Here is a 17,647-nt window from a genome sequence, read left to right on the forward strand (position 1 = left end):
AACCTTAGGATTTCTCCACCAGTTGCCTGTCAGCTACTGAGCGTCTTGGCACCTACTCAGGTTGGACTTTCACCAACTAGCAATTAACGGCTTGCTGGGCGCGCGTAAATATAAAACCACAAAGATTATCTTTGTGGTTTTTTACTATTTATTATTAATAATGTAATCCTCCGCTCCTGTTCACTATCATAAACTGCATTAGCAAATTTTTTTCAAGCTGCCATTTTCCTATAAAGTAATTCCTATCCATTACCACAAATTTCAGCGCCACGTCTTTAGGTGCGCACCGTCTATCATGCAAACGGTACAGGACATTGCCGGCTTGCCACATAGGTGAGTATTTAAGTTTACTATCTTTCCATTACTTTATCGGTCTATATTCAAAATTCCTCTCATCTCTAATATATTCCTCTAGGTCGATGTAGAAGTCACTCTGTAAATGCATAACGAAATAGTCACCAACGAAGTTATCGCTATCATATATCAGTTTAATAAACTCATCATATTTATCCGTCCTTAATACAGTATCCATTCCAACAGTCATTCTTTCACAATAATTATTATCCGGATCAATTGGACAAATATATAAATCACCATCTTTAGCTAACATATCCCCCATCAAAATTTCCAATTTATATTCTCTACCATTAGGATCAATTAGAATAAAATCAGCCATAACTCCTTTATTGGTTTCCTCAGTATATTCAATACGTAATTTATTCATCATAATCTCTCCTTGTTTCCTTGTCTCTAAAACAATCTAATTTGCTCCATGTATTTTAGATTCCTGTTCACATTGCCCACACTGACTACATTCATCTTTTAGCGATTGTTTCCTAAGAAGATTTAAGGTAAACAGTTCATCGTTGTTTAGGAGCGGGCTAACAACAACTGCATGGTGTCCACATTTATGCTGAAAGCACCCCGCTATTCTAATTTCAGAGGTATTAAACCTTTGAATGTCCTTTTTATATTTAATAGTCATAACAAATATCCTCTCAACTAATCAATTGATTTTATCGAATAATTAAAGAGAGTTAAGCAACTGCCCAACTCTCTTCATAATTACTATTTCTAGAAATAATTTTGATGTATAACTCTTAGTTAATAACAAAATCATCTAAAGTGCGAAACACCTCATACTTAGATGGTTTTTTCACATTCAACATTTGTTGTAATTGTTGATCGTTATTGAAAAAGTAAGTTTCCTCTGCCGGTTCTCGAATTGGTTTACCGTAAGTGATTTTTCCATTTTCATCTCTTGGAAAGTAATCAACTGTGGTAATAAAGCTATATCCTTTTTTGTTTGCTTTTTTAAAGTCCTTTTCAATTCCACTGAGCACTCTTAATCTGTGTAAGAGTGCTTCATCGTTAGCATATATACCATCTTCATCTTTATAGGTAGATGCGATTTTTAAAAAGGTATCTTTCTGTTTCTCTAAATAAACATGGAGCGGTCCACCGAATCCTTTATCTACAACTGCTCCAATCTTCATATTGTTAAGATAGATGTTAGCAGTGAATCCAGCTAGATCATGTTCTCCCCATTCTTTAATAGCTTTTAATTGAACTCCTTTGTACTCCGCCATAACAAATCTTCCTCTCCATAATATAATTTAGATTTCCTCAAGATATTTGCTCTCCGCCATATGAACACAAAAAAACAGTCCAGCAATTCTGCCGCACTACGACCACTTAATTATTCATTGCTCAGATCTAATGATTTAACAAACATCCTCCTTCTTAATGTTTTTATCCTTCTACTTTTTTCGGAGCAAACAAAAAAGCACCCTTTAGAAGAATAGATAAATACACACCAAAAGTATGTATTTCCATTCAGTCCAAAGACTGCTTTGAAGCTGCATTACCCATAACCCTAAAAAAGGTTAATCAAAAAAGAAAAAGAAAATTATTATACATTTAGTTTACTAAAGGTTAAATTCAATAACAACTAATAGAAAATTTAAAAAATCTCATCTGAGCTTCAATGTTAAGATTATTAGTTTCTATCTCATTTTGTCATTTGTTATTAATTTTTTTGTTGAAGGTGAATTAGTTTCTTCATCCCAGAATATTTGATACTCATAAGATTTATTTTCTAATATATTTTTTATTCTTTTCTTTATATCAGGATGAATTTCCAATTTTTCGAATTCCGATAATGGATACCAGTTACACTCACCTTCTTCCCCATTTTTTATTACCTCCCCCGAAAAGTCATCAGAATAGTAATCAACATATACAAATTGTTCACCTTTCTTTTCATTGATATATCCTGATAAACCTTCTAATTGCAAATTATTTAAAGTAAGGCCTGTTTCTTCAAATACTTCTCTTTTAGCGGACTCATGAAAGGTTTCAGGAAATTGAATTTTCCCCCCTGGCGGTACTAATCCGAAGAAATCCCCTTTGTTTCTTCTTATTAATAAGATCTTTTGGTTTTTGACAATTACTACTAAATTCCAAAACTTATAATTGATGTTTTTCATATCTAACATTATTCACCTTTCCTTTCTTACGGTAAATTCTACCATAAGTTATTTTAATTTTCTCTCCTTATTTGAAATTGTATAATAGGAAACTTTTTCCCCATAAATACTGTTAAGTATTATTTCTTTGTGATAAGGAGAAAGGTCTTTATCAGATTCTAATTCTCCTAAATTAACCCATTCAGATTCTAAGTGCATTTCCTTTTTTAGGAGTTCTCCTTCTCCTCTCCCTCTGTAAAACAAACATACAGACTGCTCTAATTTTTCATGGTTAATAAAGGTAACAATACCTGTAAGAACAGGATCAACCATTGTTATTCCGGTTTCTTCTTGAACTTCGCGAATTACCGCTTTATTAGGAGATTCTCCAAATTCAACATGACCTCCAGGAGGAATCAGCTTGTTATGTATTGAAGAACTTGGTTTATCTTTTCTAATTAAGAGAACTTCATTATGAGAGTTTTCAACAATTCCAGATACTTGGACTCTGACTAAATCTCCTCTTTTTCCATCTGTAAACAAGTTTATAAATCTATTGTATTTGCCCTTAGATTCTCCAACTAATAATTGCTTCAACCAAGTAGGAATTATAACATTAGTATTTTCATTTATTATTTCAATCTCAACCTCATGGTCTTTAATGCCACAATAAATATTCTCATCAAGTAAGATTTTAAATTCATTTGCTTCGTAACAATATCTATTAGTTTGAAGAGACCCTAAAAATCTTATATCATTATTTAAATGTAATTCTGACAATAGATTTTCAACATCATTAGGTAGTATACCAAAAAGGATGAAGTTATTTTTTTCTTCAACTGAAATTTCTAGTTGATACTCAATAGCTTCCCTCCGGCTTAACTCTTTTTTTGTTTCTTTTTTTAAAATAAAAAATACTTTATTTGATACGTCACGTAATTTGCACGACATATTATGCCTATAATAGAAAAAATCATCAGTATCAAAATAGTGATTTATCTGTTTGACATGTTTCATTTTTTTGTGAAATCTAGTATTATTTAGTTTACATTTTATTTGAAAGAAAGTTGATTCTGGGATTAAATACTTATATTCTACTTCCTCTTGCTTCATTTTAATTCCCCCTTTTTATATAGAATAAAGTTATATACAATCTGTGGTGTATTGTAAATGAGATGCAAAACTATACAATAAAATATATTCTGTGTATAGTAAAAAACACCAGATAGCACACAAGAAAGACAAAAAATCATAAATAAATTTTTATATGTGAACCTATCTTCTGCATGTCTATTGTATAAATGATTAGAAATAAATAGAAGACTAGTAATTAAAATCGCATAAATAGGGTTTATATAACTAATTAAAATAAATAAAACAAACCCTCTATAAAAAATTTCTTCGGTTATTGCAGAACCGTAGGATTCAAGTAATCTAAATAAAAAGTTATTTAAATTAATTGGTTTCATAAAATCAATTAATGCTGGGTCAAACATAATTCTATATTCACTTATATTAAAGAAGTGTAATAATACAACAAACATTAAACCAAAAATAAATATTAACAAGTGATTTGAGTAACCCTCAAAAATATCTACTCTAAATACGAAGATCGGTAATATATACGGAAGAAAAAAAAGTAAACTCCTTATTAAATCATTAATTTTTCCAATTAGTTTAGGAAGTAGCAGTAAACTACAGATTATAATTACCTCAGAAATAATAATTTCATATAGGTTAAAATAAATAAAAAATATTAGCAATAGCCCTGAAATGAAATACTTAAAGAGTTCCATTAGATGACCTCCTGTAAGATAAAAGTCATGACCTAAAAGGTCATGACTTTCATCTGATTGTTTACTTACAAAATAACCATGGCTGAGCTCATTTTTACCGGATTAATCATTGGTTTAATAAATACCTTCATGTTATCACCACCTTTCAAATTTTATATATATCGTAATTTATTACAAAATTTTAAAACCATATTTGTTATAATATCGGAATTTTCAGTTATAAACTTCCGCAATAAATCCTTTTCTTCCTTTAATATTGATAATGGAGCATAGTTTATGAAATCATCGTGAATCCATTTTTCTTTAACGATAACCTTATGGTTATTACAAAGGTAAATACATTCTGCGATCTCAATCAATTTAAATATCTGTAAAGTATTTTCCTCAAATTTACCCTGCATATGAGCTTTTAATATATCATCGCTTAAGGAAATAAATTTTTGATTCCAGTAAAATTTAATAGCTTCATCAATTTCTAACTTAGAGAATGTTGCTCTCCCAAAAAATTGTTCTGATAAATATATGCCTTCACGCAATCGATACAATAATTTTAAATTATCAAGTCTCATATTTTTATATTCTTTTACTTTTTTTATCAACAGTAAGACCTGTTCTGCTTTTAATATTTCGATATCTAGAATTAAAGTATTTAGCTTTAAATTTTGGTTCAATTTTTTTTCTGAATCATTTGTTATTACATAAACGTCTAAGTCTGAGTACTTTGAATTCCTCCCCTCTATTTCAGAACCAAAAATGATTATTTGATCCTCTGGAAATTTTTCTAATAAATACTCAATTAAATAAGATGCACTTACATTATTTCTTTGTAACGTGTTTTTAATCTTATTCATTTTTTTGAATCAGCCCTAAGTCAAATAGTTCTTTAATAAAGGTTGTAACATCTTCTCTAATGTTGCTAGATTCATAGTTTTTCGATACATAGTTAATTATATCTTCTTCATTGTTACAACTAGCTTGTAATCCTTTTATAATTTCTGCAGCAGTATCATTGATTTCAAATACTTTGTCTTCAATTGGGTCAATAACTAAATTTTTTTTATTTCTAAGTTGTATATATTGAACATTATCCTTTAATTTAATCACTAGAACACCTCTTCTTTTTGGTAAGCTTTTGCTTTTTGTGTCTCAATTTCTTTTATTGCTTCCAAAAATACTTCTTCTTGGGCTTTACTTGCATCCAGTACCCTAACTGGGTAATCTACTTTGGACAATTCATACTTATACATTTCGCTAGCTTTTCGTAAGTTCTCTTCACTCTCCTTTGGTGACCTTTTTAAACCTCGATTATTTATTCTCTCGGTTGCAACAAGAGGATCAATATTTAAATATATTGCAAAATCGGGTTTTGGAAGGGACTCATGAATAAAGTTAATCAACTGAAGTGGACTGTCGTCTTCTAATTGAGAATAAATTTTATTGCAAATTATATATCTATCTATAAGAACAATCTTTTTTTGCTCCAAATAATTGTTTATCTGAGGAACAACATTTATAATTTCGTTTGCCCATATCATACTTCTAAATTTATTATTAAATTCAATCCATCTATTTGAATTGTTTTTTTTGCAGATCTCATTAACTTGATTAACAAATTCAACATTACTAGATAGTTCAACACAGGTTGAGTCATCATAGTATTGTGATAACCTTTTAATTAGCGTAGTTTTACCAGAACCATCAATTCCACAAATGTGAATCAACATATCCCATATCACCCCTACTATTTTAGTATCTTTGATAACATCCTAAAGTCCTTATCTAGGTTATTCAGATAGTTATCATGAACCTTACCTGTTCTTGTTAATCTTTCTACTTCTAAAGCAAGAGGTATATTATTTAAGATATTGCCTATATTTATATTTTGTAATTTATTTTCAGTTATAGTATTATCAAGTGATTTAAAAAAGTCGTAATGTTTTTTATAAATATGAACACTTCCAATAAAGTGAGTATATGTACCTAATTCGGTGTTCAGTTTTAAGGCTAACCACCTTTGAATCATTCCAAATGAAAATAAATCATATGGGAATCCTAAATATAAATCATTTGAACGCATTGTTGTTATTAAGTGAAGTTTGTTATCCCTTATCAAAAATTGAAGGTTTAATGTACAAGGAATATCTTTACTGTTAAGACTTAATTCTAAATCATGATATATACTTATTACTGCCCTTCTGCTATTGGGGTCATGTGTTAATAGTTCCTGGATCTTTTCTATTTGTTCGATAATTCTAGGACCGTATGCTCCATTTAGTCTAACACCATCATCTGAATATTTTCCGTAAGATTTAGCATAATGTGATATAAAATTAAGTTCATCAGATCCACTTAGATACCAAAACAATTCTCCAAAAGCATATTTTAAAGAAATATTTCTTTTTGCATTTAAAAGTAATAGTTTTGAAGGATCTTTAATGGTTATTGTTACATTTCTTAATTCTTTCGTTTCTGCCCCTCTAGCGACAACAATTTCTCCATTATTCATTATATTTTGAGCAAGGTCATAATAAATATCGTCAATACTATCCCCCATTAAATACATTTTTTTCCTCCAATAACTTTAAACATGTGAGTATAATAAACTTGTGTTCATCAATTGTATAATTTAAATATTTATTTGAGAGTATTATATAATTCTTCTCTACAAAATTGTTCAATAGCATTTGTTTCAACAAAGAATATACTGTATCTACCATATTATTTAGGTATCCAAATTTCTTAGAAACAAAGCTAATGTAATACAGTAAATTTTCTTGATTATACCTTGAAAATAATATTAAAAACTTCAAAATCTCCTCGTCACGGTTACCATATTTAATAGACTCAAAGTCTATAACATAAGTGTTATTATTACTAATCAAAATATTATCCGGTCTTAGATCCCCATGAATCAGTTCAGCCTTAGTCGTACTTTTTCGAGATACTTCAATTAAATCAAGTGACATCTTTATATCTTTCTTAAATTTGTAAAAATCTAGTACAAGTTCGTTATCCGAAATACTATACAATTTATTTACTTCTTGTAATTTAGGTAATTTAATATTAATTTTATCCAGTAAATTATACATTCTTGCCACTGAAGAAAATATGGTATAAAAATTTAATTTGTCATTTATATTTTTTTCGTTTTCTAAGAACTCTTGTATAAAAAATGTTTCTTCATTTACCAACATGTAGTTACTACCATGTTTAGTAGTTACGATACTCGGTGATAAGGAATAATTTGACATTATAGATTGTAGATTAATGCTAGTTATAATGTTCTTCTTTTTTCTCTTAAATCTTTTTACTATATAGTCTTTTCCTGTTGTTTTTAATCTATATACGTCATTAGTACAATTACCAATTTTGTAAATTGATTTTATTTCTTCTAATGGGTAATTATCATATATTTCGGCAAATTTATTCTCCATTAATTCACTTCCAGATTATCGTCAACTTTATATTTTTGGAAGAATAGTATATTCTGACGTAATACAGAGTTTTCCAGTGTTCTTAACTTATCGCTGATTTCCCCATCTTTAATGTTGTCAATAATATAAAGGACCTTTAGGATATGCTTTAAAAACTCTGGCAGATGGCTATTTTCAATTTCATCATAGTAATCCAATTCACTATTTCTATGCCATTGGTTAATAAGATCTACTGCATAACTAAATAATTTTCTATTTCCTATTACCGAATCCGATCTAAGTGGAATTTCATATGTTGAATTATCTTTAAAAGCTTGACTTTGCTTTATAGCATTTTTAGCAGCTTCTAAATTGTTTTCAAGTATATACATCTTAGGAGTATAAACTATCATGCTACCCGGTTTAATTGACAACCAATTCGCCATTAATGAATGCAATACTGAATATATTAATATATCACTTCTTAAATAATTTATTACATCAACTGCTCTATAAGATATATGTGTTTCTAATTCATTTTCATTATTAACTGTAAACTGAATCGCAAGGGAACAATCATGCCCTATCCAACCTGGGGTATTCATGAACAGATTAATAACAGCACTAGTTGCCCCTTTACTCTTTTTAAGTTCTCGAAAACTATTGTAAACTTGATCCCCATACAATTCATATACTCTCTTACTTACTGGAGTTGTAAAAAAACCATATCCATCGTCTTCAATTCTAAATTGCTCAAAATAATATTGCATTATTTCATTATCAGTTCTCCCTGACAAAACATAGATCATTTCAGCTAAAGAGAAAGCCATTTGTGACATACTGTAGAAATTTCCGAATAAATTAGGAGAGTCAAATGAAACCATCACAGAATTTAATTCATGACAATTCATTTCATTACCATTACCGTGTACTATGCTCTCTTTACCATCGGATATTATTTTGGGAATTAATTTATTTGATATATCACCGAGATTGTTGAGCCTTATAATATTCATAATTTTCCACGATCACTCCGTTATTAATTAATTTTTCAATATAATAGTTAATAAATGCTTCAATAATAGCTCTTTTTATTCCAAAGTATTCACTTGTATCATCGATTATTTGTTCTACTGTTCTAATTCCGTTAAAACTTAACAACATGTAACTAATTTCATCTGGAAATGAATAATACTTGTCTTTATTTTTCACATGTATGATAATCTCTTCTTCACTTTTCCCTACATATTGAGCATTTTTATTTAGAATATAAATTTTCTCTTTCATAATATGACCCTTTCTTGTGGAGTTGGTATAGTATATCAATCGATATACTATACCAAGTTAGTAATTAAAGACCTAGTTTTGAACAATTACTAAAAATAACAGGCGGCACATTTTTGTTTTCGATATCACGCAAAACATCATTGAATTCCATTAATATCACCTCCTTTCATAATGGATTTAATATTTCATTTGTTTAACCATAACAGCATACAATCGCCAAATTCATAAAACATATATTTTTCTTTTATTGCTTCTTTATAAAGATTCATTATCTTTTCTTCACTTATACATGCAGCTGCTAACGCTAATCTGCTAGATCTAGGACCATGAAAGTTAGTAACAACTCCATCAACAATTTTGAAATTATAACCTGGATATATTGCTAAATCTGTTTTTTTAGTTAGTGGAGAAGTGATGTTGTAATCGTTATCATACTCAAGACTCTCTAATGTTCTAGTTGCTGTTGTTCCTACTGATATAATTTTTTTGTTATTCTTCTTTGTAGTTGTTATCAATTCAGCCGTTTCTTCTGGTACATTAAATATTTCTGGAGGAACAATATGATCGCTATATTTATTTTCTGTAATATAAGCCTCCATTGAAATACAATTTAAAGTAATATATCCAATATTTATTCCTTTTTCTTTTAAATCTGATATAATTTTTCTTTTAAAGTGTCCACTTGCAACTGGGTTTTCTAATGAACCTAAAGTTGTTGATATTTCATTCTGATAATCTTCAATACTCAATTTATGTTTTGCATAGTTTGAAATAATTGGTTCCCCATGTTTAGAAAGCTCTTCGAAAACGTTAGCAATATCTAAATTAAATTTGGCAAAGTATTCTTTTCCTTCTTTCCTCTCAATTAGAGTGATTAAAAGTCTATTTGAAACTTCAAAAGTTTCTCCAACTATAGAGTCGATTAAATCATCCCTTATAAAGACCTTTACAACTGATTCATCTTCTTCAATTCGAAGTAAGTGGAACTGTAAAATGCCGAACTCCGAAGACTTTCCATAGATCACGCCGTTTACCGTCTTGCTATTGTTAATAATAAGAGTATCTCCCGGTTCCAATTCTTTATAAATTTCATCAACAAAAGAATGCTTGAAACTATTATTATATTTAGTTCCAATAATCATTCTACTTCGTTCGCCTTCTTTTTTAGGCTCTCTTGCATAAAGTTCCCCTGGAAGTTTAAAATCTAATACTTTAACCTGATCAATCATTTTTTTAACCTCACTTTCACTTTTTATTCTATTCTGAATATAGAAGAAATTAAAGAGACACTTATGTCGCTAATAAACTGACCAACTATCCTTATATCTTTCAAAATATCTATTTATAATTAAACTAATTAAAGTAATTACTAAATTAGAAACTATAACAGCAACCAATCCGTTAAAACTATCATTTATAAGCAGATTCCTTATAGCAATTAGTAAGTAAAATTGTGGATATAGAGTGCCCAATATGACCAAATAATTGGGTAAAAATTGAAATGGAATTTTAACGTTCGCTACTAGTTCTACCGGGCCATCAATAAGTAAAAATAAAATACTAGGATCCCTTACACCCATACTTATAATCGTTAGCAATACTCCCCAGTTAATAGCTGCGCCAGCAATGATTAGTATAGTTAAGATAACAAGGATTAAATCGGTATTATAAATAGTTAAAATAACGAGCCCATATAAAAACAAGATCCAAATATTGCTAAGTAGATTAGATATCGCTCTTGATGCTGCATATTGTATGTTTGATAAAGGCGCAATTACAATTGTTTCCATGATACCTAGATATTTTTCTTGTATAATCTTATTTGCAAACATAGCTTGATTTCCAAAGATAATTAATACTGTAATCCCTGTGAAAATATAGAAGCCCATATTCATTCCTTCTATCTTTAATTCCAGAGTACCGTAAGGAAGGAATTGATATATTATCATAATTATGGATAGCATTGGCCAGAGTATAGAAGTTATATAGTGCGCTAGATTTAGGTTGTTTAATCTAAAATTTTTCTTTATCTCCTCTACAATCATCATCTTCTCTCAATCTCCATAATAATATCTTCGAGTTTCGGGGGTTTATGTATAAAGTACATAATATTTAGATTATTCTCTCTAATTATCCTATGTAATTCTAATTCATTATTTTCTAAGGTCAAAATGTTTATAGTGTTCTCACTACAAATATCATAACTATATGACTCTTGATCCATAATTTCTTTCAGAATCTCCATTTCTCTTTTTGAATGTAAAGTTATTTTAAAAGAGTGTTCTTTCTTGAACTCCATTAATATATCAGCAATACTCCCTTCTGAAATTATTTCTCCCCTATTTAAAACATATACGTAGTCACATATTTCTTCTATTTCTTCTAAAATATGAGAAGTAATTAAAACTCCCTTGTTATAATCCTCGGATAATTTTCTTATATAGGTTCGTATTTCTTTAGAAATATGAACATCTAAACCTAACGTGGGTTCATCTAAAAATAGATATTCTGGATTATTAATTAGCCCTTTAGCTATTTGTAATCTCTGTTTCATCCCCTTTGAATATTTTTCTACAGGAATATTTTTGGAATCAGTTAGCCCTACAATACTTAGCACTTCATCAATTCTTTCATCTAATGCTTTTATATTGTATAGGGTTCCAAAGTATCTTAAATTTTCGTAACCAGATAGTCTCCAATATAAATTTCTCTCTCCACCTGTAATTAAATTGATCTTTTTTCTTACTTCTATCTTGTTTTTTGGAGTAACTACCATATCATCACAATAAATTTTTCCTGAATCATAAGATGAAATAGTAGTTAATATTTTTATTAGACTGGTTTTCCCAGCTCCGTTTAATCCTAATAGACCTATTACTTTTCCCTTCTCAATATTCAAATTTACATTATTTAATACTTTTTTCTTATCTCTCTTTTTCAATAATTGACTAAATTTTCTCTTTGATATGTATGATTTTGATAGGTTTTCTGCTTTGTACATTTGATTCTCCTATTCCACTAATAATTCAATATATTTTGACTCTACAAATTTAAAGATTATATATCCAACCCCTGCTATTAAGCAGATACTCAACAAGAAGATACCGATTTGTTGAAATTCTAGCCCGTCCACCTTTCCATTTCTAACGATATTTAAAGCGATAGCTCAGTTGGTTGCTCTGGTTCCTCTACTGGCTCTTGTGGCTCAGTTGGTTGCTCTGGTTCCTCTACTGGCTCTTGTGGCTCAGTTGGTTCTTCCGGCTGTGATTCTATGTATACAGTTAAAATCGATTCCCCATAAGGATGGTTAGGAGTCCCAATTACAAACTGTTGACCGCTATAATCAACCGGTTGTGTCACACCACCAATTAACCAAGGTTCTCCATTGTCAGCTAAATAATATCCTTCCACTAAACCTTCACATGGTCCTGTTGCTTGAGCCTTATTACTCCAAGTATGTACTTCAGTATTAATTGTCATTCCGCACGTTCCTGGTTCTAATTGTGAATCCTGTGCAAAAGTAGCCGAAGATAAAGCCAAGTTTGATACCATACCAACTACTACCGCTGCTGAAAGAATTTTCCCCTTCTTCATCTCGTTACCCCCATACTATTATTTTTCTACAATGTACTATTAAAGATAGTAGAATTTTTAACAGAATACTGTTAATTATTATTATAAGCTATTAGATTAAATTGTCAACAGAATACTGTTAATTTCTCGGAAATAGCTTATACTAATAATAAATCATGCCAAAAGGAGAAATAATTATATGACAACAATACAGGATGCTCTAAAGGTAAGAATCATTAACCTTTGTAAAGAAAGAGACATCAATATCCTTAAGCTATCCGAGTTATCAAACGTAAATCAATCAACTCTTAATGAATTTATGCAAGGACGAACGAAGTACCCAAGCATTAATACAATAGTTAAAGTTGCAAACGGATTAGATATGACACTATCCGAGTTTTTTGATGATGAAGTATTTGAGAAGATTGATTTAAAAAATTAGCAAATTTTCCCTTTTCTACTAGTATCGGCTTATAGGCTATTAGTCTTAATACTGTTTACACAGAAATATCCAATAAAAACAATCGTTTGTTTTCAGATTGCTTTGATTGGATATTTCTTTAATAGCTTTTCTTTTCACTTGTTAATACTCTCTTTTATAATCGTTTCACTAAAAATCTCTACTAATTGTGGATGGTACCAACGACCCTTTAATGAATGTAACTCACTAATTGCGTGTAAGTTTGAGGATACTTTCTTATAGGATCTTACATTTACCATTGCATCATAACTATCTACTATCCGTAGCATTAGAGCATATAAACTTATTTCGTTCGAGGATAGACCATCTGGATATCCGCTACCATCAAAATTTTCATGATGGCTCCTAATATCCTGTAAAAACCGCTTAGAATATCCTTGTTGTCTTAGAATTTCTTCTCCATAAATCGTATGTTTTTGGAGTTGGATATACTCTCTCTCGGTTAGTTTCTCTTTCTTATTAAGTATTTGGGGATCAATCCTCAATTTACCTATATCATGATACAAACCAAGTTTAAATAATTCATTTAAACGATTTTCTGTTAGAGCTAATGTCTCTCCAAAACGATACAACAGTCGTGCTACCCTCACTGAATGCTCGTATGTAGTAAAGTCATGATTTTTTAGTTCATTTATAATATCAGTTTTTAAAGTTAATTGTTTCATAAGAGTGTAAATTCAACTCCTTAATAAACCTTTTCCAATACAACGTCAAATTCAACATCATATTCAGATCCTGGTTCTAATCCCATACACTCATCACATAAATGGTCTTCAGTAATAACCGCTCCCACGGCCCATAATTCCCCTCTACAATGTCTACATCTGTATCCTTCTAACTTATCTCGTATCGCTTTTTGAACGCTGCTCCTTAACCTTGCAATATTAATATTCGGTTCAAGTTTTGCTCTTAATTGGATATACTCTTCTACACTTATTGCTTTTATATGCTTCCCTCTTCCTAAGATGATCGAGATTATATTAATCACTGTCTAAAGTATAGTAGGTAATTAGATATATGTAAATTTATGGTAGAAAATGGAAATAATAGCCAAACGGGTTTCGCCGTCACATTAGATTCTTAATGTTGCGCATTTCCGCCATTTTTCCAAGTATTAACGATAGTTAAATACTCTTGCTTTAAATTTGCAAGTTGTTCTCTTAGCTTAACAATATCAACTTCTCTATCCTCTGTTTGGGATGCTGTGGTTGCTTCATTAACAGCATCTAAAAATAATTGGTGTTGGTTATTTAAATTCGTAACAACCATTTGATTCAATTCAAAATAATCACCTGGGAAGTTATACTTTTCTCCTTTATCTAATACATCACGAGATTCATTGATGACCTGATCTCTTAGAATCTTTGCAAACTGAGATGCGGAAGACTCTTTTGTAAACATATCATCTAAAGCATGTGCGAATGTATCTTGTAAAGACATGGATGCAGTGAAAGTTTCTGAAAGATGCTGCGAATAATCCTGAATTTCCTTCTCTTTTGCATCTAATTCCTCTTGTTGTACAACTATTTCTTCTCCAGTTTCCTCGTCAATAATAACAACTTCATTCTTTCCAGCACTGCTACAACCGAATAAAAGTAAGGCTGAAACACCTAAGACAACAACCAACCGTTTTTTATTTTTCATTAATGTAAAACTCCTTTCAAATAAAAAACACCCCATGAAACAGACGTGCCTAAAATGATATTTAGCACGTATATCTCATGGGGCGTTCCCAACTCTATGAATATATATTTATATTATATCTGTTATATAGATAACTTTCAATCACCCTTTTGCTGTTGTAACTGCTAGACTAAAGTGAACAGATTTTGCTCGATAGAATTGAACACTTTCTGCCAAAATAACTCTCAATCAGTTAAAATATTCACGTAGACAAATAACTGATTGCGGAGGATTTAGAAGGGTGATTAAATTAGAGCTTATTGTTCAAGTACATCAATTAAAGAAGCAAGGTTTTAAAGTGGCAGCAATTGCTAGAAAATGTAACTTATCAAGAACTACAGTTTATGAGTATCTGGAAATGGACTTTGAAGAAGCTTGTAGGTGGGTGAATGAATTGAGAACAAGAGAGAAAAAGCTGGATCCGTATAAAAATCAGATTCTATCATGGTTAAAGGAACATCCAGATTTATCAGCTTCACAGGTTTCAGACTGGTTGGAAGAACGTTGTTCTTTTACAAATGTTGGTGATAGTACGGTACGAAGCTATGTACGTGAGTTAAGAGAACTATACCATATACCAAAAACAATCTCCTTTAGAAGTTACGAAGCTTTAGAAGAACTACCTAAAGGAAAACAGACGCAAGTGGACTTTGGTGAAAAGAAAGTAAGAACAACGAAAAACAAGTGGAAAAAGTTATACGTGATAGCATTTGTATTATCCCACTCCAGATATAAATACGCTGAGTGGCAAGAACACCCGTTTACAACTCGGGATGTGATACGCAGTCATGAAAATGCTTTTGAGTATTTTGGTGGTGTGACTGAAGAAATTGTTTATGACCAGGATAAATTGATGATAGTTAGTGAGAATGGAGGGGATATCATATATACAGAAGAATTTCAGGCTTATAAGCAACAAAGAGGATTTTCCGTTTATTTATGCCGAGCTGCGGATCCGGAGTCAAAAGGAAAGATAGAGAATGTAGTAAAATTCATTAAAAATAATTTTGCAAAGAACCGCGTTTTCCATCAAATAGAATCCTGGAATGAACAATGCTTAGCTTGGCTGGATAGAAAAGGAAACTATCAAGTACACAACACAATAAAAAAGAGACCAATCGAAGTGTTCACCCTAGAAAAGTTACACTTACGAGAAGTCTCCTACCCACTCTCTTTCGAGAGTAACCATGGTTCAAGTATAACAAGAACTGTCCATAAGGACAATATCATAAAATACAAATCTAATCGTTATTCGGTTCCACTTGGTACGTATAAACCTCATGGGGATAATACGGTTTATATTCGAATTGAACAAGAGAAGCTGATTATACAAAAGACACCTGAAGGTGTAACCGTAGCAACTCATCCTCTTTCCACAGGGGTAGGCCAATTGATTAAGAATAGCGACCATACTCGAGATAAATCAAAAGGAATTAAAGCATATATGGATACCGTCAAAGAATCTTTTGATAACAGTGAGGAGATAGAACTATTTCTTCAAGAAATTCATAAACGTTATCCAAGATATATTAGAGATCAGTTACAAATCATCCAAAGATCGCTAAGAGATTATGGACCATTTGTAGAACAAGCGTTGGATACCTGTATTAATCAACGGTTATGGAGTGCGAATGATTTACATGATGTCTCTATACATTTAGCAAAGTTAAGCGAGAAAGAAATTCCAGCAGTATTAAGAGATATTCCATTGACAGAAGCGTCTTCTGAGTTAATTAAAGAGAAAGCCTCCGTAAGGGAATTGGATGGCTATCTGAGAATTTTAGGGGGTGCGTAGATTGGAGTATTCAGTTGAAAGCTTACAAAGACAACTTCAAAACCTTAGACTAGCTGAAACATCAAAAGAGCTCCCCTCTTTCTTGAGAAAAGCTGAATCACATTCTTGGACATATCAGGAATTTCTCCGAGAAATGCTTACATACGAAGAAAAACGCAGAGAAGAAAAAATGATAGAAAAGCACTTGAAATGGGCTGCCTTTCCATACCAAAAAAGTTTAGCTGAATTTAATATTGAGGAGCTTCCCTCTCTTAGTGCGAGACAATTGAAACAGCTACAAGAGTTAAACTGGCTCGATGAATCATTTAATTTAATATTTTTAGGTCCACCAGGAGTTGGAAAAACGCATATAGCAATTGGTTTAGGCCTAGAAGCAATCAATAAAGGACAGCGTGTTTCCTTTGTATCGATGGGTGAATTGGTTCCTTTATTAAAATCTGAGGAATACCTTCGGAAATCCCAGTTGAAGATGAAACGTATTCGAGATGCCGATTTAATTATCATTGATGACCTAATGTATATGGCGATGGATCAAAATGAAGCAAACCTATTTTTTCATCTAATTAATCATTTGTATGAACGAAGTTCCATCATCCTGACATCAAATAAAGGACCTGAAGAGTGGGGAGAATTACTTGGAGACCAAGGAATTACCACGGCGATTTTAGATCGCCTTCTCCACCGCTCTGAAGTGATCCATTTTGATGGAGCTAGTCATAGAATTAAATATCGAGAGTCTCTGTTTTAAGCAAAAGTGTTCAGAATTAATTAGCAGAAAGTGTTCAAAACTACTTGACGGTTACAGCTGTTCGCTACCATATCTTTGTTCAATTCTTTCTTCGATCTCAGAGATAATCTTTTCATCATTCCTAATCTCTTCTATGTTAACTTGAACCAGCTCTTCATAGGATAAAAATCTTTTGATAGGCATCTTCATTCCTCCTTTAAATGAAAAAACCCAAAATAGGCAGAAGAGGCGGTATAACTTCTACTCTATTTTTGGGTTTCCAAACTTTTATTCTATTTATTTATAATTATATTGAATTTCACTAGCGTTGCATTAATTAAGATTAAATATTAACAAGACCCCGAATTTTCGCTAATTTACTTTAATGCAAATAAAAAGTCCTTTATAATGGATTTAGTCAGGT

The 17,647-nt window shown here is 30.9% G+C and carries 23 protein-coding genes; 3 read left to right on the forward strand and 20 right to left on the reverse strand.

Translation table 11 applies throughout. The features are described 5' to 3' along the window. Window positions 1–361 precede the first annotated feature (361 nt). The 16 genes from ACFSBH_RS14320 to ACFSBH_RS14395 all read right to left on the reverse strand — a co-directional run bounded on the left by ACFSBH_RS14320 (window position 362) and on the right by ACFSBH_RS14395 (window position 12,558). Window positions 362–724 carry a hypothetical protein gene (locus ACFSBH_RS14320; protein WP_379598208.1) on the reverse strand — a complete coding sequence of 121 codons (363 nt, stop codon included), beginning with the start codon at window positions 722–724 and terminating at the stop codon, window positions 362–364. 376 nt (window positions 725–1,100) lie between these two features. After that, entirely contained in the window at window positions 1,101–1,589 is a 489-nt protein-coding gene (locus tag ACFSBH_RS14325) for a hypothetical protein (protein ID WP_379598210.1), read from the reverse strand. Between the two features lie 417 nt (window positions 1,590–2,006). Further along, window positions 2,007–2,498 (reverse strand): NUDIX domain-containing protein, encoded by a 492-nt coding sequence (locus ACFSBH_RS14330; RefSeq protein WP_379598212.1) that lies wholly within the window; start codon window positions 2,496–2,498, stop codon window positions 2,007–2,009. A 39-nt stretch (window positions 2,499–2,537) separates the two neighbouring features. Further along, window positions 2,538–3,581 (reverse strand): CYTH domain-containing protein, encoded by a 1,044-nt coding sequence (locus ACFSBH_RS14335; RefSeq protein ID WP_379598214.1) that lies wholly within the window; start codon window positions 3,579–3,581, stop codon window positions 2,538–2,540. Further along, the gene (locus tag ACFSBH_RS14340; protein ID WP_379598216.1) at window positions 3,578–4,264 is read right to left on the reverse strand and encodes a CPBP family intramembrane glutamic endopeptidase; all 687 of its coding nucleotides are present in this window, start codon (window positions 4,262–4,264) and stop codon (window positions 3,578–3,580) included. The genes ACFSBH_RS14335 and ACFSBH_RS14340 overlap by 4 nt, the downstream gene beginning before the upstream one ends. A 152-nt stretch (window positions 4,265–4,416) precedes the next feature. Then, window positions 4,417–5,115, reverse strand: a complete 699-nt coding sequence (locus ACFSBH_RS14345) for a nucleotidyltransferase domain-containing protein (RefSeq protein WP_379598218.1) — start codon at window positions 5,113–5,115, stop codon at window positions 4,417–4,419. Continuing rightward, complete coding sequence (locus ACFSBH_RS14350; protein ID WP_379598220.1) at window positions 5,108–5,368, reverse strand: PqqD family protein; 261 nt, start codon at window positions 5,366–5,368, stop codon at window positions 5,108–5,110. The genes ACFSBH_RS14345 and ACFSBH_RS14350 overlap by 8 nt, the downstream gene beginning before the upstream one ends. Further along, complete coding sequence (gene tmk / locus ACFSBH_RS14355; RefSeq protein ID WP_379598222.1) at window positions 5,368–5,988, reverse strand: dTMP kinase; 621 nt, start codon at window positions 5,986–5,988, stop codon at window positions 5,368–5,370. Before tmk ends, ACFSBH_RS14350 begins: the two co-directional genes overlap by 1 nt. A gap of 17 nt (window positions 5,989–6,005) precedes the next feature. Beyond that, entirely contained in the window at window positions 6,006–6,827 is an 822-nt protein-coding gene (locus ACFSBH_RS14360) for a thymidylate synthase (protein WP_379598224.1), read from the reverse strand. After that, the gene (locus ACFSBH_RS14365) at window positions 6,808–7,698 is read right to left on the reverse strand and encodes a phosphotransferase (RefSeq protein WP_379598226.1); all 891 of its coding nucleotides are present in this window, start codon (window positions 7,696–7,698) and stop codon (window positions 6,808–6,810) included. The genes ACFSBH_RS14360 and ACFSBH_RS14365 overlap by 20 nt, the downstream gene beginning before the upstream one ends. Further along, the gene (locus ACFSBH_RS14370; RefSeq protein ID WP_379598228.1) at window positions 7,698–8,693 is read right to left on the reverse strand and encodes a thymidylate synthase; all 996 of its coding nucleotides are present in this window, start codon (window positions 8,691–8,693) and stop codon (window positions 7,698–7,700) included. The genes ACFSBH_RS14365 and ACFSBH_RS14370 overlap by 1 nt, the downstream gene beginning before the upstream one ends. After that, window positions 8,662–8,964 (reverse strand): hypothetical protein, encoded by a 303-nt coding sequence (locus ACFSBH_RS14375; protein WP_379598230.1) that lies wholly within the window; start codon window positions 8,962–8,964, stop codon window positions 8,662–8,664. Before ACFSBH_RS14375 ends, ACFSBH_RS14370 begins: the two co-directional genes overlap by 32 nt. 185 nt (window positions 8,965–9,149) lie before the next feature. Continuing rightward, window positions 9,150–10,193, reverse strand: a complete 1,044-nt coding sequence (locus ACFSBH_RS14380) for an S-adenosylmethionine:tRNA ribosyltransferase-isomerase (RefSeq protein WP_379598232.1) — start codon at window positions 10,191–10,193, stop codon at window positions 9,150–9,152. A 69-nt stretch (window positions 10,194–10,262) separates the two neighbouring features. Further along, window positions 10,263–11,012 (reverse strand): hypothetical protein, encoded by a 750-nt coding sequence (locus ACFSBH_RS14385; protein ID WP_379598234.1) that lies wholly within the window; start codon window positions 11,010–11,012, stop codon window positions 10,263–10,265. Continuing rightward, the gene (locus ACFSBH_RS14390; RefSeq protein WP_379598236.1) at window positions 11,009–11,965 is read right to left on the reverse strand and encodes an ABC transporter ATP-binding protein; all 957 of its coding nucleotides are present in this window, start codon (window positions 11,963–11,965) and stop codon (window positions 11,009–11,011) included. Before ACFSBH_RS14390 ends, ACFSBH_RS14385 begins: the two co-directional genes overlap by 4 nt. 152 nt (window positions 11,966–12,117) lie before the next feature. Next, window positions 12,118–12,558: a hypothetical protein gene (locus ACFSBH_RS14395; RefSeq protein WP_379598238.1), complete on the reverse strand. Its 441-nt coding sequence runs from the start codon at window positions 12,556–12,558 to the stop codon at window positions 12,118–12,120. Between the two features lie 178 nt (window positions 12,559–12,736). Between ACFSBH_RS14395 and ACFSBH_RS14400 the strand changes: the two genes are divergently transcribed. Continuing rightward, complete coding sequence (locus tag ACFSBH_RS14400; protein ID WP_379598240.1) at window positions 12,737–12,979, forward strand: helix-turn-helix domain-containing protein; 243 nt, start codon at window positions 12,737–12,739, stop codon at window positions 12,977–12,979. A gap of 134 nt (window positions 12,980–13,113) precedes the next feature. Here ACFSBH_RS14400 and ACFSBH_RS14405 read toward each other — a convergent pair whose 3' ends face one another. The 3 genes from ACFSBH_RS14405 to ACFSBH_RS14415 form a co-directional block, all read right to left on the reverse strand. Then, on the reverse strand, window positions 13,114–13,683 hold the full coding sequence (locus ACFSBH_RS14405; RefSeq protein WP_379598242.1) for an HD-GYP domain-containing protein: 570 nt from the start codon (window positions 13,681–13,683) through the stop codon (window positions 13,114–13,116). A gap of 20 nt (window positions 13,684–13,703) precedes the next feature. Then, complete coding sequence (locus ACFSBH_RS14410) at window positions 13,704–14,006, reverse strand: hypothetical protein (protein WP_379598244.1); 303 nt, start codon at window positions 14,004–14,006, stop codon at window positions 13,704–13,706. A gap of 92 nt (window positions 14,007–14,098) precedes the next feature. Further along, complete coding sequence (locus ACFSBH_RS14415) at window positions 14,099–14,662, reverse strand: hypothetical protein (protein ID WP_379598246.1); 564 nt, start codon at window positions 14,660–14,662, stop codon at window positions 14,099–14,101. A 280-nt stretch (window positions 14,663–14,942) separates the two neighbouring features. Here ACFSBH_RS14415 and istA point away from each other — a divergent pair, with 280 nt between their 5' ends. Together istA and istB are read left to right on the forward strand one after the other, a co-directional pair. Continuing rightward, on the forward strand, window positions 14,943–16,496 hold the full coding sequence (gene istA / locus ACFSBH_RS14420) for an IS21 family transposase (protein WP_379598248.1): 1,554 nt from the start codon (window positions 14,943–14,945) through the stop codon (window positions 16,494–16,496). Between the two features lies 1 nt (window position 16,497). After that, window positions 16,498–17,244 carry an IS21-like element helper ATPase IstB gene (gene istB / locus ACFSBH_RS14425; protein WP_379598250.1) on the forward strand — a complete coding sequence of 249 codons (747 nt, stop codon included), beginning with the start codon at window positions 16,498–16,500 and terminating at the stop codon, window positions 17,242–17,244. Between the two features lie 51 nt (window positions 17,245–17,295). On the opposite strand, the gene ACFSBH_RS14430 is transcribed toward istB, so the two are convergent. Further along, entirely contained in the window at window positions 17,296–17,427 is a 132-nt protein-coding gene (locus tag ACFSBH_RS14430) for an FbpB family small basic protein (protein ID WP_379598252.1), read from the reverse strand. Window positions 17,428–17,647: the final 220 nt, after the last annotated feature.

Source organism: Oceanobacillus luteolus (assembly GCF_042678205.1).
Classification (GTDB): Bacteria; Bacillota; Bacilli; order Bacillales; family Amphibacillaceae; genus Oceanobacillus; species Oceanobacillus luteolus.